This is a genomic window from Parafrankia sp. EAN1pec, assembly GCF_000018005.1.
Taxonomy (GTDB): domain Bacteria; phylum Actinomycetota; class Actinomycetes; order Frankiales; family Frankiaceae; genus Parafrankia; species Parafrankia soli.
The window spans coordinates 5,525,262-5,541,775 of the sequence record NC_009921.1 but is presented as its reverse complement, the minus strand read 5'-3'; the positions used below and the strand labels follow the sequence as shown (position 1 = coordinate 5,541,775).

Annotated in this window: 11 protein-coding genes and 5 pseudogenes; 13 read left to right on the top strand and 3 right to left on the bottom strand. The window is 68.1% G+C overall.

Annotation, left to right across the window (positions count from 1 at the left end):
• Positions 1 to 2 precede the first annotated feature (2 nt).
• A complete protein-coding gene (locus FRANEAN1_RS43965) occupies positions 3 to 272 on the bottom strand; it encodes a hypothetical protein (RefSeq protein ID WP_157472758.1) in 270 nt (89 codons plus the stop codon).
• Here FRANEAN1_RS43965 and FRANEAN1_RS43960 point away from each other — a divergent pair.
• Together FRANEAN1_RS43960 and FRANEAN1_RS39445 are read left to right on the top strand one after the other, a co-directional pair.
• A pseudogene (locus FRANEAN1_RS43960) lies at positions 268 to 450 on the top strand (group II intron reverse transcriptase/maturase); the annotation flags it as partial. The gene FRANEAN1_RS43965 and the pseudogene FRANEAN1_RS43960 overlap by 5 nt on opposite strands.
• A gap of 8 nt (positions 451 to 458) precedes the next feature.
• A pseudogene (locus FRANEAN1_RS39445) lies at positions 459 to 935 on the top strand (transposase); the annotation flags it as partial.
• Between the two features lie 152 nt (positions 936 to 1,087).
• Here FRANEAN1_RS39445 and FRANEAN1_RS43955 read toward each other — a convergent pair.
• Positions 1,088 to 1,211, bottom strand: a pseudogene (locus FRANEAN1_RS43955) (IS3 family transposase); the annotation flags it as partial.
• 97 nt (positions 1,212 to 1,308) lie between these two features.
• Here FRANEAN1_RS43955 and FRANEAN1_RS22610 point away from each other — a divergent pair.
• The 6 genes and pseudogenes from FRANEAN1_RS22610 to FRANEAN1_RS40465 all read left to right on the top strand — a co-directional run.
• Positions 1,309 to 6,267: a diguanylate cyclase gene (locus FRANEAN1_RS22610; RefSeq protein ID WP_049795732.1), complete on the top strand. Its 4,959-nt coding sequence runs from the start codon at positions 1,309 to 1,311 to the stop codon at positions 6,265 to 6,267.
• An 811-nt stretch (positions 6,268 to 7,078) separates the two neighbouring features.
• A complete protein-coding gene (locus tag FRANEAN1_RS22600; RefSeq protein ID WP_020462131.1) occupies positions 7,079 to 7,426 on the top strand; it encodes a GntR family transcriptional regulator in 348 nt (115 codons plus the stop codon).
• 22 nt (positions 7,427 to 7,448) lie between these two features.
• Positions 7,449 to 7,955 carry a hypothetical protein gene (locus FRANEAN1_RS22595; protein WP_020462130.1) on the top strand — a complete coding sequence of 169 codons (507 nt, stop codon included), beginning with the start codon at positions 7,449 to 7,451 and terminating at the stop codon, positions 7,953 to 7,955.
• Between the two features lie 92 nt (positions 7,956 to 8,047).
• Positions 8,048 to 8,204 (top strand): annotated as a pseudogene (locus tag FRANEAN1_RS43950) (IS6 family transposase); the annotation flags it as partial.
• Positions 8,205 to 8,256: 52 nt separating this feature from the next.
• Entirely contained in the window at positions 8,257 to 9,429 is a 1,173-nt protein-coding gene (locus FRANEAN1_RS22590; RefSeq protein ID WP_347176717.1) for an IS701 family transposase, read from the top strand.
• 273 nt (positions 9,430 to 9,702) lie between these two features.
• A pseudogene (locus FRANEAN1_RS40465) lies at positions 9,703 to 9,804 on the top strand (IS6 family transposase); the annotation flags it as partial.
• Positions 9,805 to 9,923: 119 nt separating this feature from the next.
• Here the strand turns inward: FRANEAN1_RS40465 and FRANEAN1_RS22580 are convergent.
• On the bottom strand, positions 9,924 to 10,928 hold the full coding sequence (locus FRANEAN1_RS22580; protein WP_020462127.1) for a DUF2889 domain-containing protein: 1,005 nt from the start codon (positions 10,926 to 10,928) through the stop codon (positions 9,924 to 9,926).
• 865 nt (positions 10,929 to 11,793) lie between these two features.
• On the opposite strand from FRANEAN1_RS22580, the gene FRANEAN1_RS22575 reads away from it, so the two are divergent.
• The 5 genes from FRANEAN1_RS22575 (at position 11,794) to FRANEAN1_RS22555 (ending at position 16,453) form a co-directional block, all read left to right on the top strand.
• Positions 11,794 to 12,498 carry an alpha/beta hydrolase gene (locus FRANEAN1_RS22575; protein ID WP_020462126.1) on the top strand — a complete coding sequence of 235 codons (705 nt, stop codon included), beginning with the start codon at positions 11,794 to 11,796 and terminating at the stop codon, positions 12,496 to 12,498.
• Between the two features lie 343 nt (positions 12,499 to 12,841).
• A complete protein-coding gene (locus FRANEAN1_RS22570; RefSeq protein ID WP_020462125.1) occupies positions 12,842 to 13,114 on the top strand; it encodes a hypothetical protein in 273 nt (90 codons plus the stop codon).
• Positions 13,111 to 14,784 (top strand): AMP-binding protein, encoded by a 1,674-nt coding sequence (locus tag FRANEAN1_RS22565; RefSeq protein ID WP_020462124.1) that lies wholly within the window; start codon positions 13,111 to 13,113, stop codon positions 14,782 to 14,784. The genes FRANEAN1_RS22570 and FRANEAN1_RS22565 overlap by 4 nt, the downstream gene beginning before the upstream one ends.
• A complete protein-coding gene (locus FRANEAN1_RS22560; RefSeq protein ID WP_020462123.1) occupies positions 14,781 to 15,242 on the top strand; it encodes a zinc ribbon domain-containing protein in 462 nt (153 codons plus the stop codon). The genes FRANEAN1_RS22565 and FRANEAN1_RS22560 overlap by 4 nt, the downstream gene beginning before the upstream one ends.
• Before the next feature lie 2 nt (positions 15,243 to 15,244).
• On the top strand, positions 15,245 to 16,453 hold the full coding sequence (locus FRANEAN1_RS22555; RefSeq protein WP_020462122.1) for a thiolase family protein: 1,209 nt from the start codon (positions 15,245 to 15,247) through the stop codon (positions 16,451 to 16,453).
• Positions 16,454 to 16,514 lie beyond the last annotated feature (61 nt).

The window sequence follows — 16,514 nt, the reverse complement described above, 5'->3', positions numbered from 1 at the left end:
GGTCAGTCCAGGTAATAGTCGGAGTACCAGCCCGACTGGGCGTCGGCAGAAAAATCGTCGAACTCGCCGGCCGCTTCGCACTGGAGCAGGTAGTGCAGCGCAGCGGACGAGGTCGCAGTTTGCTGCGCCGCGAGATAAGCCTTGGTCTCGGCAAGGCCGGCGCCGCACAGCAGCTGGACATCAATCGAGCAGTGTGCGTCCCAACTCGCTTCTTTGGCCTGCCAAATCAACGAGACGTCGGACAGGTCCGCTGTGTTGAACAGCTGCACCATCGTCAACACCTACGGGGCAGAGTGGCGGGGCATCGTCCTGGCCGGAAACGTTCACCGTCTTTACCGGCTGCTCCGGTTCATAGAGACCTCACTGCTCAAGACCCTGGCCAACAAACACCGCTCGTCGGTGTCGAAGATGGCCCGCACATACGCGGCCACCATCGACACACCGCACGGAAGGAGCAGGGATATTCGGAAAGCTTCAACCTGTTCGTCCGCTACATCAACCAGGGGCACGTCGATGCCGACCGGCCTGCGGTCTCGCCACGGTGTGTCACCCGGCTCCTGCTCACCCGACCCGACACGCTCACCGACAGCCAACGCGACCGGCTCGACGAACTCACCGCCGCCTGCCCGGAAATGATCGACCTCGCCGGTCTCGTCCGCGGCTTCGCCGACCTCCTCTCACCAGCCGACGGCAACGCCCACCGAGCCCACCGACTCGAAGAATGGATCACCACTGCCCGCGCCGCTGACCTGCCCCACCTGCACGCCTTCACCCGCGGTCTCGACCTCGACCGCGCAGCGGTCAACGCCGCTTTCACCCTGCCCCACCACAACAGCGGAACCGAAGACGTGAACACCAAGACCAAACGGATCATGCGGCAGATGCACGGCCGAGCAGGATTCCCCCTGCTGCGCCACCGCATCCTGCTCGGCTAACGCCCAGTCACCACCGAAAGTGAGCCAGAGCCGGCGATCGGACACTCCGGGAAGCCGCGTCCGACCAGGTCTGGTGGGAGGCAGGCGGCACGGTCTCGGCGGGTGAGGCTGATCCGTCGGGGCGGTGAACCCCTTGCATCGCCCGCCTGTCCCATCAGCCGGGCGACGCGTTTACGGCTGGTCCGCACCCCGGCGGCGGCCAGGTCGGCGCGCACGCGTGGGCGCGCCGTAGGTGCCCCGGGATGCCGCATGGACGGCGGTGACCTGGGTGGTGAGGGTCTGGTCGTCAGCGGTCCGGGCCCTCGTTGCTTCCGCTCTGACGCGGGCAGGCTGGGGAGATAAGCTGTCCGCGGCACGGTGTGGGGGTGTCCAGATGGTCTCCCAGCGGGTGACCCCGAGCCGGGATTTGCCGGTGACGGTGGTGCGACCGGAGCTGCTTCATATGACGGAGCAGACCCGGATCACTCGGCTGGTGTTTCCGACTGGATGTGTGATCCGAAAGGAACCGCTGGGACCAGACGCGCAGCGGCGGTTGCGGCATGAGGTCGAGATCCTCGGACGGCTGTCGGGAGTCCAGGGGGTCGCGCACCTCGCTGCTGGGGCCGTGGAGTGCGCGGGATCGATCCTGCTGGTCGATGTCGATGGCATGGCGCTGTCCGAGTGGACGACTCCACTGGATCCGGCCGAGCTGGTCGATCTCGCCGAATCGCTGGCGCGGGCCGTCGCTGGGATGCATCACCGGGGTGTGGTACACCGGGACATCTGCCCGGCGAACATCGTGGTGAGCAAGGACTTGGGAGTTCCCTGCCTGATCGACTTCGCGCTTGCCACAGCTCTTTCGTCGGTCCGGCCGGAGTTCATGTACCACGGGGCAACTGTCGGGACGGTGCCGTACCTGGCGCCGGAGCAGACCGGGCGGACCGGTCGCCCGGTCGACCAGCGAGCCGACCTGTACGCGCTCGGGGCCACCCTGTACGAGCTGGCTACCGGCGCGCCGCCGTTCGGCACGGACAACCCAGTTCGGATCATTCATGACCATCTCGCTCGGATCCCACTCTCGCCTGTGGCGGTGAATCCGTCGGTACCGGCCGGGCTGTCGAACATCATCACGCACCTGCTGGAGAAAGAACCCGACGACCGCTACCAGAGCGCCGACGGGTTGGTGCACGATCTCACCCTGGTACGACGCGGTGCGGCGGCGGTGCATCCTGGCGAGCATGATTTTCTGACGCGTCCGCTGACGCCATCCCGGCTGTCCGGGCGCGACCGGGAGGTCGACGAGCTGGACGCGGCGTTCGCCGAGGCCGTGACCGGACGCTCTCACGGGGTCCTCGTCGGCGGCGCACCGGGCGTGGGTAAGACATCCCTGGTCAGTGAGCTGCGGCCGATAGCGGCCGGCGTCGACGGCTGGTTCGTGGCCGGCAAATTCGACCAGTATCGCCGTGACCAGGAGTATGACGGGGTCCGGCAGGCGCTGCGTGCGCTGGGTCGGCTGCTGCTGGCCGAGCCGGACGACTACCTGGCCGAGGTGCGGGACCGGATGTTGCGGGCGTTGGGACCCAACGCAGGCCTGGCTGCCGCCACCGTGCCGGAACTGGCGGTGCTGCTGAAGGTTCGCCCAGAGCCAGGCGATCCGATGACCGCACAGGTACGAGCGTCACGTATAGCAGTCGAGACACTACGTGCCGTTTCCTCCCGGGAGCGACCGGTGGTGTTCTTCGTCGACGACCTGCAGTGGGCCGGGCGGACGCCGCTGGGCTTCGTCGACCTGGTGTTCGCCGGTGAGGAGCAGATCGCGGGACTGCTGCTGGTCGGCGCGTACCGGGAAAGTGAGATCGACGCCGCTCATCCACTGACGCCGATGCTCGCCCGCTGGCGTCACCAGGTGGTCGGGCCCCATCACCTGCGGTTGGGTAGCCTGCCGCCAGCGGGGCAGGCGGCCTTGGTGGCTGACCTGCTGCACCTGTCCCCGCCGCCCGCCACCGAGCTGGCACAGATGATTGCGCCATCCGCCCGGGGAAATCCATACGACATCGTGGAGCTACTCAACGCGCTGCGTCACGACAGGGTACTGACCCTCGGCGGGGGTGGGTGGCGATGGGACTGGGAGGCGCTGCGCCGCCGGCTCGACCGGGTGGATGTGACCGAGCTGCTGGCCGCGCGGGTGGCCGCGCTGCCGCCAGCCACCGCGGAGGTGCTCGCGGTGATGGCCTGCCTGGCGGGCCAGGTGGAGCTGGACCTCCTAGTTGCCGCAACTGGGCTGCCGGCGGACGAGGTCGAGCGGCGGCTCGCCCCCGCGTTCGGCGACGGCCTACTGGTACTGGAGTCCGACGGCCGGCAGAGCGTGCGGTTTCACCACGATCGGACGCGGGAGTCCGTGCTGGGCGGTCGCGCCGCGCAGGACCAGGGCGCGAGGCGGTTGCGTCTGGCACGGCGCCTGGTCGAGCGGCCCGAGTTCTTCGCCGTGGCGGCGGAGCAGTACCTGCCCGTAGCTGATGCTGTGCATGGCACCGAGGAACGGAAGCGGGTGGCCGGACTCTTCCGGCAAGCCGCTGAGGAAGCGAAACTGCTGAGCAATTACTCACTGGTCGAGCGGCTCCTGACCGCGGCGGTCGAGGTCATCGATCCGACTGACACCGACCAGTTGATCGCAGTCCATACCGACCGGCACGCCGCCTTGTACAGCCTCGGCAGGCTGGAGGAGGCGGATGACACGTACCAGACCATCGGCCGGTTGTGCACCCACCCGGTTCAACTCACGGCCGCCACAGTGGTGCAGGTCAGCAGTCTCACCAACCGGGGACGCGGTGGCGAGGCGATGCGGCTCGGCCTCGACCAGCTGCGGCACCTCGGCATATCCGTCCCGGACGAGAACGATCTCGATGCGGAGATCGACCGCGGACTCGACGCGCTCTACCGATGGATCGACACGACCAGCGAGTCCGACGACCTGCACCGACCGGGCATCACGGACCAGTCCCGGCTCAGCACCATCAAGCTCGTCAACCGGCTCATGCCCGCGGCCTTCTTCTGTGACCAGGCGATGATGGCCTGGCTGACCATCAAGACGCTGGAGGTCTGGGCATGGCACGGCCCGGATCGCGCTCTGCTCGGCCCGGCCGGCCACATCGCGATCGTGACCATCGTCCGCAGGGGCGACTACCGCACCGGGCACCGCATCCTGCGGCGGATCCTGGCGGTCGGTCAGGCGCTCGGCTATGAGCCTGACGTGTGGCAGGCGCAGTTCGTGTATGTGATCACTACCGGCCACTGGTTCGCGCCCCTCGAGGACAATCTGTCTGAGGGCCGTCGCGCGCTGGAGGGACTTGTCCTGAGCGGTGATCTCCAGAACGCATGCTGGGCCCACTACGCACTGTTGTACGACCTGTTGGACTGCGCGCCGTCTCTTGATGTCTTCGCCGCTGAGGTCGACGAGGCACTGGCGTCCGCAGCCCGCACCGGCAATGGACATGCCGAGACGATATTTCGGATATTTCGCCGACTGGTACGAGTGATGCGAGGCGAGTCCGTCGAATCGGCGGCCGATGAGGCGGCCGAGCTGAGCATGCTGGCCGCGGACCCGTTCGCCGTCGCCAACCTGCATGTGACCCGGGCGCTCGCCGCAGCCGTTCTCGGTCATCCGGTCGATCTGACCCGGCATGCGGCAGCGGTGATGCCCTTTAGGCCAATGGTCGGAGCGAACTATGCGATGGCGGTGGCGCGGGTGCTGCTTGCCCTGGGCATGGCGGCGCAGATTCGTGCGGCAGGAGCGGATCGGTGTGACACAGAGCTCGCCGAGCTCGACGAACTGGTCGAGTGGCTGGCCGCACGTGCGGCCGACGCGCCGGCCAACTTCCTGCACCTGTTACGCATGATGGAGGCGGAGCGGGCATGGGCTGTCGGAGACTTCCGCGAGGCGGCGTACACGTTTGACGTGGCGCAGAGAGAGGCTTCCGTACGGGCGCGCCCGTGGCACCGGGCACTGATCCTGGAACGCGCTGCACGCTTCTACCTGGCCCATGGCATGGATGAAGCCGGCCACACGCTCCTGGCAGCCGCCCGGCGCCAGTACCTGGACTGGGGCGCGACCGCGAAGGTCAGCCAACTCGACTGGGCCCACCCGACGCTACGAACCGAACCTGCCTGCGAACCGGTCGTTCATCCACCGGCGGCGCCATCCGCGCGACGCTCGACCGTCGCGACCGGCACCGTCGATCTGCTCGGCGTCGTCGCGGCATCCCAGGCACTCAGCTCGGAGACCAGCATCGAGGGCCTCCGGGCAAGGGGCGTGGGGATCCTGTCGGAGATGACCGGTGCCACCGGCGTCCACCTGCTGTTGCGTAGGCAGGAACAAGACGGGTGGTTGGTGCCGACCGGTGTCGGTGGCACCGTCCCGCTCCGGGAGGCCAGCCGGCGGCGTCTGTTGCCCGCCTCGGTCATCCGATATGCCGAGCGCACCCACGAACCTGTGGTCGTCGCCAACGCCACCCGCGACGACCGGTTCCGCCGCGACCCCTACCTCCTCGACTTCGACCGCTGTTCACTGCTCGCCATACCCATCATGATCCGGGGCCATCTGCAGGCGATGCTGCTATTAGAGAACCGACTGATCCGTGGCGCGTTCTCCACCGAACGCCTCGAAGGAATCATGCTCATCGCCGGACAGCTCGCGGTCTCGCTCGACAACGCCATGGTCTACGCGTCGCTGGAACGCAAGGTTACCGAACGAACCGGGCAGCTCGCCGCTACCAACGAACGACTCGCCGCCGCGAACCACCAGCTGGAACAACTCTCGGTCACCGATCCGCTGACAGGGCTGGCCAACCGGCGACGCCTCGAAGAGACCCTGGACGTCGAATGGCGCCGGGCCCAGGAACACGCGGCACCCATCGCGCTGGCGATGGTCGACATCGACCACTTCAAACTCTACAACGACCACTTCGGACACACCGCAGGTGACCGATGCCTCCAGCGGGTCGCCGCATGCCTGGCCGAGAATGTCGGTGACACCTTTCTGACCGCCCGTTATGGGGGGGAAGAGTTCACCGTCGTGATGCCCGACACCGACTCGGACACCGCCGCTAGGCTGGCCCGACGCCTCTGCTCCGCCGTCGAGGAACTGGCCGAGCCACACCCTCTGGTGGTAGAGCGCATCATCACCGTGAGCATCGGCGTAACCGCGGCCATCCCAACTCCCGACGACGACATGGCGGCGTTCGCCGAATTCGCCGATGTCGCGCTGTACCGGGCCAAAGACGGCGGCCGCAATCGGGTCCGAATGATCCCGTTTCCGGTGGACAACGGACGTGGGGAAAAACCGCCTGGCCGGTGACCTGGCGGCGGACGACGTTCAGGATTCGTTAAGAAGGAGAGTTGGTCCGGATCGACTCCGCCCCGCGGCCTCGGCCATGAGCGCGCGTATCGCATAGTGGGTGATCAGAAGGGCTGTTGCGTCCGGTGGGGTGGGGCAGCCGGCATGATCGGGCGATGGGTCGAGGTGCTGCCCGTGATCATCGGTGGAGCCGGAAACGCCACAAGATCGGCGCCAGATCCTGAGTTCGGGCACCAGTCCGGTGCCCGTTGATCCGAGGGTGGCTCGGCCTCGGCGGGAGCGGACTACGGCTGTCCGGCTGGGGCGCCTCCGGAAAGATCGTCCGGGTGGTGCCGGAGCGACGTTTCGAAGTGGATCAGCTCTTCGTCGGCAGGGCTGACGACGGTCCCGTGCGGTGGAAGCCCGGCGTCTCGGGTATGCGCAGGGAGTAGGTGTTGCCTGGGGTGACGCGGATGACGGCCTTCGTGTGCGAGGGCCGGGTCTGTAGTCAGTGGAGGATGAGGGCGACCGCGCGCAGCGCGATGCCCTGCCCGCGCCAGGCGGGGAAGACCGGGGTTGAAGATCGGTACAGCGATTAGCGCTAACGATGATCTCGACGACCCGGACGGGCCGCCCGCCCTTCGCCACCGTGGGCTCGCGGGTGAGGTTGTGACTCTTCGTGACGAACGGAGGTCGCCCGGCAGCCAAGATCCGCACGCTCATGCCGAGAAGAGTGTGCCAGTTCCGCGGAATGATGAGCGTGCCTCCGGGTCCTGGTCGCGGTCTGGTGCGGTTGACCGCACGGGTAGATGGTGCTAATAATACTAGCACTATGAGATGGGTTGTTGATCATTCTTCGCGGGAGGCATTGCCACTCCAGATCGTGGCGTGTGTACGCCGGGGCGTGGCTTCGGGGGAGCTTGCCGTCGGCGAGCAGCTGCCGCCGGCGGCCGAGCTGGCGGGGGCACTGTCGGTCGACCGCAACACGGTGTTGGCCGCCTACCGGCAGCTGCGCGAGGACGGCGTGCTGGAGTTCCGTCGGGGCCGCGGGGCACGGGTCGCGTCCGCCGTCACGGAGCCGGCCCCGGTTACCGAGGCGGCCCAGACGCTCGTGGCTGTTGCCCGCCGGCACGGCCTGGGGCGCCACGACCTGATTCGCCTCATCGAGAAGCTGACGTGACACGTCGAGAGGATGGTGCCCAATGACGGCATCCGAACTACCCGGCCAGGGCCGGTACTCGATCTACACCGGCCGAGTGACGAACTGGCCGCTGGTGGTGGCTCTCAGCGCCGCCCTGATGGTGCCGCTGCTGCTCCTTGGAAGCCTGTCGCACGGCAGCTGGCTCGACCCGGCCGGCCCCGCGATCCCGCTGCTGATAGCCGCTGCCGCTGTGCTCATCAACGTGCTGACCGGATTGAGCGTCAGGACGGCGGCGGGACCCAACGGGATCTCGGTCCACTGCGGGGTGCTCGGATGGCCACGCCGCACCTACCGCCTGGAAGAGATCGAGCGCGCCGAGGTGATCGACCTGTCGCCGTCGCTGTGGCGCGTGTCCCTCGGCTTCTGGTGGACCCCTCGCCACATCTACTTCACGGTCCGGACCGGACCCGCCCTGCGGCTAGCCATGCACACCGGCCGAAGCGTGACGATCACCGTACCGGACCCGCACGCCGCGGTCACGATCATCCGCGAGGCGAAGTCCGCCTGACAATTCGACTCGACGTCGAGTACGACTTGCCCGGCACTGTTGCATCGGCGGAGTCCGCCCTCACCGAGGCTGCAGTCGGTCATGATCGGTTGATGCGTCGACGTCGTGTTGATCCCCCTGTTCCGACGTCAGAGTTCGCCGGGTTCCGGTTCCCGCCGGAGGTGATCGTCTTGACGGTCCGCCCTGTCCTACAGGGACGTCGAGGAGCTGCTCGCCGAACGCGACGTCGACCACGTACTACATTTCCAGATCTTGGAACTTTGTCGGGTGGCTGATCGTCGGGCCTGGCATGGTTGGGGTCGTGGCAGCGGAGGATGTCGTCGGGTGGGAGCGGGAGCTCGCGGCGTCGACGGACGGGCTGGGTGGGTTGTTCAACCGGCCTGAGCCCAGGCGTGTGTTCGGTGACTTCGTGCGGGCGCTGCTGGCGGACGTACCGAAGAAGAACTCGTGGGGGCTGGCCGAGCATGCGGGTTATGCAACGCCGCGGCCGTTCGAGCATCTGCTCGACGGGGCTGTGTGGGACGCCGATCTGCTGCGCGACGCGGTGCGGGAGTTCGTGGTCGACCGGCTCGGGTCGCCGGTGGGTGTGCTGGTCGTCGATGACACGCAGGCGTTGAAGAAAGGTGACAAGTCGGTGGGGGTGGCTCCTCAGTACTACGGGCTGACCGGGGACGTCGCGAACGTGCAGACCATGGTCATGTGTACCTATGCCTCGCCGGCCGGGCACGCGTTCGTGGACCGGGAGTTGTACCTGCCCGAGGTGTGGACCAGCGACCCGGCCCGCTGCCGGGCGGCCGGCGTGCCCACCGACCGACAGTTCGCCACGAAACCCCAGCTCGCGGTGGCGATGCTGACCCGGGCGGTCGACGCCGGGGTGCCGTTTCGCTGGGTCGTCGCCGACAGCGGCTACGGCAAGGACGCCCGGCTGCGGGGGTTCTGCCACGACCGGGGGCTGTCCTACGTGCTGGCCGTCCCGAAGAACCTCGCCCTCCTCGACGCCCGGGGCCGGCCGACCCGCCCGGACCGGTTACACGCCCGGCTGCCCGTGGGAGTGTTCGAGCGCCGTTCGTGCGGCGCCGGGTCGAAAGGCGCCCGCTGGTATGACTGGGCCGCCCACGCGGTCACCGTCGCCGGAGAGGACCCGGCCAGCGGGCACGCTCACACCCTGCTGGTGCGTAAGTCCACCACCCCGCGTACTCGTGACGGCAAGACCTTCTACGACGTCGAGTACTTCCTCGCCCACGCCCCGACCGCGACCGGCGTCCCCGACCTGGTCGCCGCCGCCGGGACGAGGTGGACCATCGAGGAAAACAACGGCCAGGGCAAGGACGTCCTCGGTCTCGACCAGTACCAGGTCCGGAAATGGACCCCCTGGCACCGACACGTCACCCTCAGCATGCTCGCCCAGGCGTTCCTCGCCGCGACCCGCGCCAACCCGGGAAAAGACCCCCGCATCCAGGAGGCCACCAGCTAACCCGGCCCTCCACCCGCTCGATCCGCCGGATCCTCGCGACCACACTGCTCGCGGCCAGACACACCCAACTCCCCGCCGTCCTCGCCCGAGAACGGTGGCGGACCACCCACCAGACCCGAGCCCTCCTCAGCCACTACCAACACCGAGGCGACCCCACGCCCCTCACCCTACGCATCTAACAAGATCTAGGAATGTAGTGCTGGAGACTCAGTAACGTCCATGGTCCTCCATCCACTGGTCTCACTCACTCTGTGCGGCATCGTCGTCGCAACCCTGGTCCAGAACATCCACCGTGGCCACTACGAGATCGCCGCCGACACCGACCCACAGCTCCGGCTGGCCGCCGCGTTCACCGAACTCGCCCACGCTGTGTGACCGCGGTCGCCGGAGCCTCTGGCGTGCGCCGGATCCTCCGAATGCAACAACGCCGCGGCGCACATCTTCCACCTGGAGCTTTGGATGATCCGTCTGTCCGGGTCTGACCCGTGGCGGCGTCAGCTGGCGAGGCCACCTGTCGGTCGGGTGCGGACCCGCTCCTGCGCGTCGTCCACTCGTTCCAGCAGGGCCATGACGTCCTCGAGCGAGCGCAGGGTGTCGTTGAGGTGCGTGCAGGTGGACGGGCCGACAAAGGTGTCGCGTACCCGGCCGCGCAGGCCCTCGGCCGCCTCGCCCGCCAGGCGGGTGGCGCTGGCCGCCGCTGCGGGGCACTCCGGCCACGGGAGGGCACCGATGTCCGCCTCGCACGACAGGAACCGCCGTGTCGCTGGATCGACAGTGGCATGGACCGTGTACTCGTGCACGATTGTCTCGACGTCGTCGTCATCCACGTGACTGTCGCGGAAGAAACACTCCACTGCGGCGATCTCGCCTTCCCTCCAGACGTCGAGCCGGCGACGACGGCGCATACCGTGCGGAGGGAGCAGGTCGAAGGTGTGCCAGCCGAGCGGGTCGTCGGAGTCGACCGACGGCGCATGCGGACCGACGTGGACCGGGGTCTTACCGGTCCCGGCGAATCCGGACACGAGCGTGCCTCCGGCCACCCAGCCGGCGCAGAGGTCCGGATACTGCAGCGTGAGCTTGGGACGAGAGCGGTGCGCGCCGGCGGCCTGCACCGCGTAACCACTCACGAGCAGTGCCGTCGGTAGATCGTCGAGGAGCTGGAACCGCACCGACCGCGACGTCCGCTCGCCCGGCATCGCGGCGTCGACGGCCTGCCGGAAACCGGCAGACACCGCCACCCCCACGAGCGCCGTCAGACCCGGATGAGACGGGTCACCGGCGATCCGCTGCGGGTAGCCCACCTCCAAGTCAAGGCGTGCCGTGCCGAGAACGGTACTTCCGCCGTCGGGCGCGGTGCGCAGGTCACGACCGCGCGCCATGACGGTGACCGGTCCGAGCAGCCCGCCCGGTCGCAGCGAGTCGTGGGTCGTGGTCCGTCGTACCGAGCCCCGCCTACGCGCCGGCGTGGCGGATGCCGGGCGTGCGTCCTGCGTGCTCATGGAGCCTCCATCGCCGGGGGTGCCCCCGCAGCTGTCGTACCGCCTCGGTGTGGTTAAGCCCCTGACACGTCCCCGACCGAACCAGCCGCCGTTGCGTCCGGCGGCTCGGTCAGATGACTGTCCGCATGGATGATCAGTTCCGGTGCGAGCGTCATCTTTGCCCTCCTGGATCCACCGGCAGTGCCTGGCGACTCATCATCGGCGACCGGGCTGTGGATGTCTTTGCGCCTTCGGTCAATTTCCTACTCACAGCGGCGAGAGTGTCCCCTCGACTACCCGTTCCCCTGCTCACCGGCTGGGGCAGGAGTCGGCCGCCCAGCCGTGGAGAGCATTGAGCACCGGTGTCAGGGCCGCGCCCGCCTTGGTGCAGCTCCTACTCGGCGCGTGGGCGCCTCGGGATAGGCGATGCGGCGAACCACCCCGTCAGCATCCAGACCGCGCAGCTGCTCCCGCCGGCGCGGGACCGGATCCCCGGGCCGAAAAGAGCAAGTACCTGGCCGAGCGCGCAAAGACGGCTATCGCCCAGCCGCCGATGATGAGCCGACGGACACCTCCGGTGATTCGGCGGGCGCGGCTTTCGCCCGCACCTACACCGGTCGGCGACCCTGGCTCTCGGTGCTGGAACCCGGGGCCCAGGCTGCCGGCGGGTGGACGTCGGGTCACGGGCCCGGCGGCGGCAGGGAGGCGGCATGAACAAGGACGACCTGATCCTCACTGGCCTGCACGACCACGTGATCGAGCCACCCGCCCCGTCGACGAACCCGCCACGGCGGGCGACCCCTGCTTCGCCGGCATCGACGCCCGCAGGCGCAACGACGGGAGTGCGTCGAGTGGCTGGAGGCCATTCTCCAGAGGAGCCGGGCTGATGACGACTCCGCTGGTCCTCGTGCACGGTGGCGGCTTTGACAGCCGCTGCTGGGATCTTCTACTGCCCTGGCTGGCCATGCCGGTGGTCGCCGTCGACCTACCCGGACGAGGGCGGCGTCCGGCGCCCCTGGAGTCAGTGACCTTCGCCGACTGTGCGGATGCCATTGTCGAGGACGTCGACGCGGCCGATCTCGACGAATTCGTGCTCGTCGGTCACTCTCTCGCCGGGTGCTCGCTACCGCGAGCTGTGGCCCGGCTCGGGGACCGTGTCCGCCATGTCGTCTTCCTCGCCGCGATGGTGCCTGCGTCCGGGACCGGCACCATGCACGAACTACGACCGCACGTCAGGGCGCACGTCAAGAAGTCCACGGCCGAGCGGCAGCTGACGATGGATCCCGAGCGGGCGAAACGGTTCTTCGGCAACGACCTCGACGACGGCCGGTTCGCCTGGTGCCTCGAGCGTTTGGTCCCCGAAGCGGAGCGGCTCACGACCGAACCGGTCGACCTGACGGGTCTACGCCCACCCATCCCCCGGAGCTGGGTGCGCACCACCAGAGACGCCATTCTCCCGCCCGAAAAGCAGACACGCTTCGCCGCCCGCGTCAACGCCAGCCCAGTGATCGACCTGGACGCCGGACACATGTGCATGATCAGCCAGCCGGCCGCGCTGGCTGAGATCCTTCATCGAATCGCCGACACCTGAGGTATTTTCCGCCGGACGCGGACGCGGACACGGACACGGACACGTTCGAGCCTTACGCCGAAGAAGTACTCGAGTACTGCGACCGATTCCCGACCGGACGCCATGCCGGAGGTTGTTCCGACCCTGCTGCGTGTTCTGCGGGCCGGTCCAGGCGTCGTCTACAAGAGCGTGTGACGGGACAGCGACGGCGGGACCCCGTCTCGATCAGCACTTCCGGGGCCGGTCCCGGTGGCTGGACATTGGCTGCTATGGGAAGGAATTGACCGAATACGCAAAGACCCCACGGTGCCGCCCAACGATGATGAATTGAGATGGCACCGCCGGTGGACACAGGAGGACAAGGATGACGCTCGCGCCGGAACTGAGCGCAAATGTGGACAGTCTTACCACCGAGCCGTCGGACATCTGGACCGCTCGGGTACCAGCGAAGTACCGAGCGAAGGTGCCGCAAGAGCCGCCGCGGGGCGTGGCAGAAACCTGGATGCTGCACGATGAGCGACTCGCGCCGATCGGCGTGACGGCGATGGCGGGCTGGCCACCGTTCTCGCCCGGGTATCCGTACCGGATCGGACAGCCGACGGCGGCGTGGCGGGCGGCGGCGAGGGCGGCCCGGTGAACGAGCGCCCGGCGGCAGACTTAGCCGAAGCACTGGCCGAGCTCCGGACGCGGACCGTGTGGCAGATGCTCGTCGCGTCGGCGGAGCGGGTCCCGGACCGCGCCGCGCTTGTCGCGGCTGACGACGGTGGGAACGTGCAACGGCTGACCTATGCCACGTTGGTCGAGCGGGTGCGGGCGTTGTCCGCCGGCCTGGCCAGTATCGGTGTCCGGCGCGGGGACCGTGTCGTGTTGTGGCTGACGAACACGCCGGAGTGGGTCGTCTCGCATTTCGCCTGCATGCGGCTTGGTGCGGTGACGGTGCCTGTCAACACTTTCCTGAAGCCGGCCGAGGTCTCCTACGTCATTACCCAGTCCGGTGCCCGTCACGTGATCCTGCTCGACGGCTTCCGGGCTCTGCGGATGCCCGCGATGCTCGCGGAGATCTGCCCGGAGTTCGCGACCGCGGACCTGCCCGGGCACCTGCTCAGCGCCGGGATCCCGGACCTGCGCAACGTGGTGATTTTCCACCGCGGTGGCGGTCGGCACGGCGGGGCCTTTGACCTCGGTGCGCTGGAGGCGCTGGGCCGTGACCCGAGTGCCGCGGATGCCCGGGGGCTTGCCGATCGCCTGGAGCGGCAGGTATTGGGCAGCGACCTGGCGATGGTGAAGTACACGTCCGGCAGCACCGGGTTCCCGAAGGGGGTGATGCTTGAACAAGGCGGCATCGTCGCCAACGCGGCGCTGCACTCCCGACGTATCGGGATCGGCGGCTCGGACGTGTTCTTCAGCATGATGCCGTTCTTCCATGCCGGCGGCAGCATCTGGGGCCTCATGACGATGCTGGTGAACGGCGGCACGCTCGTGTTCACCGAGGCTTTCAACGCCCGCCTCGGCGCGGAGCTGATCGAGTCCGAGCGGGCCACCGTGATGTTCGGGGTGATTCCTGCGGAGGTCGTGCAGGCGGCGATCGAGGACGGGCGCGATCTGTCGTCGCTGCGGATCGCGGCTGTGCCGAACGAGGATGCCCGTCGGGTGATGCCCAATGTCACGTTCACGTTCGTCCCGTTCGGTCTTACGGAGACGTACGGGCCGGCGTCGGTGACGGCTCCGGATGATCCGCCCGACAAGCGGCGCACGACGGGGGGCCGTCCCCTACCGGGTAACGAGGTCCGCGTCGTCGACCCTGCGACCGGCCTCGACGTCCCACCTGGGGCTGTCGGTGAGGCATGGGTGCGCGGCAACGTCATGCGGGGCTACTGGAACAAGCCCGAGGAGAACGCCCGGGTTCTCGATGCCGACGGCTGGCTGCACAGCGAGGACCTCGTCTCCATGGACGCCGACGGCTACATCACCTATGCGGGTCGGCTGAAGCTGATGCTGAAGGTCGGCGGTGAGAACGTCTCGGTGGAGGAGGTCGAGAAGGTCGTCGCCAGCCACGACGCAGTGGCCTACTGCGGAGTAGTCGGCGTGCCCGACCGGCGCAGGGGCGAGGTGGTGCGGGCTTACGTCGTCGTGCGCCCCGGCCACTGCCTCGACGCCGACATCTTGCGCTCGTGGCTCAAGACGCGTCTCGCCCGGTTCAAAGTTCCCAGGGACATCGTGTTTCTCGACGAGCTTCCGCGGTTGGCCAACGGGAAGCTCGACCGGGTCGGCCTGGCCGGACGGGCCAAGGAAGAGGTGACGGCGTGACCGGCGTGACCGATGTGACCGACGCGGATGTCTTCGCCGCGTTCCCCGCGGTGCTGATCGACCGCGACAACATCGAGCATTACCGCGGGCTGCTCCAGCAGCGGCTGCTGATCAATCGTTGCTCGGCCTGCGGCTACTGGGTGTACCCACACCGCCCGCTGTGCCCGAAGTGCTGGTCGTGGGACGTCGTGCCCACCGAGGTGAGCGGCGAGGGCTCCGTGTTCCTGTGCACGCTGATCCACCAGGAGCGGGATCCGAACGCCGCACTGTCGGAGCCGGTGCCGGCCGCCGCCGTGGAGCTTGTCGAGCAGTCGGGGTTGCGTTATCTGGCGCCGATCGTGAACTGCCCGCTCGAGGCGATCCGGCTCGACATGCCGGTGCGCCTGACGTGGGTGGATCGCGACGGGCTGGCGTGGCCGGCGTTCGAACCGGCGGTCCCGATCGAGGACAGGAGATAGCAATGGCGCGCAACCCGTTGAAGGACAGCCTGGCCGTGGTGGGTGTCGGGTCGACGCCCTACGGCCGTGACCTGAAACGCACCGAGCTGTCGCTCGCCCTTGAGGCGGCCGTCGGCGCCATCGAGGACGCCGGTATCGACCGGCAGGAGATCGACGGTGTCTGCGGCACGGGCATGGACCCGCTGTCCATGGGCGGAGCCGGGTTCCTGACGCTGCAGGGCGCGCTCGGGATCGAGAAGACCACCTGGCAGAAGAACGGGTGGCTCGGATCATGCTTCGTCTATGCAGCCGAAGCGGTGTTCTCCGGCCTGTGCGACGCGGTCCTGGTGGTACAGGCCTACACCCGCAGACCCGAGATGTCGCGGTCCGCCGCGAACGACCCGTTCCGCCTCCGGGCGGCGCAACTGCGCGCGGCGAGCCACGCGCCCATAGGCCGGGACGACTTCGCTCGCCGCTGGCTGCACTCCGGTGAGCCGTATGCCGCCTGGATGGCGCGCTACCTGCATGACTACGGAGCGACGAAGGACGTCTTCGCCCGCATTGCCGTGAACAACCGCACCCACGCGACGAAGAACCCCAATGCAGCCATGCGAACCCCGATCACGATGGAGGACTACCACGCCTCTCGCGTGATCTGGGAGCCCATGCAGATGCTCGACATGGACGTGCCCGTCGACTGCGCGGAAGCTCTGATCATCACGACCGCCGAACGGGCAATGGATCTGCGCCACAAGCCTGTGTACATCCACGCCATGTCGCTGGGCGGTTCACGGGTCGGGGAGTACTACGACAACAGCCTGGGCTGGACCGAGAACGCTCTGTGGACCTCCCTGGCCGGCCTCTGGGAGCGCAGCGACCTGACCGTCAACGACCTCGACCTCTTCTTCCCTTACGACGGCTACACCATCGACACCGTGGGGTGCATCGAGGCGGCCGGGTTCTGCAAGCCGGGCGAGGCCGGCGACCTGCTCGCATCGTCGTGGGACGCCCAGGCGAACATCCTTCGCCTCGGCGGACACACACTCGTCACAACCAATGGGGGTGGGCTGTCGCAAGGACGGGCGGGGGGCTTCAACTTCTACACCGAGGCGGTACGACAGCTGCGGGGCACCGAGGGTGAACGTCAGGTTCCCGGTGCCAGGACGGCGCTGCTCTGCCCCGGCGCCAGCTTCTTCCACGACCCGGCGTCGATCATGTTGCGCACAGACTGAGCGACGGAGCACAGCAGGGAAACGGAGCACAGCGATGGAGACCCGCACGCTCGTCAGCTTC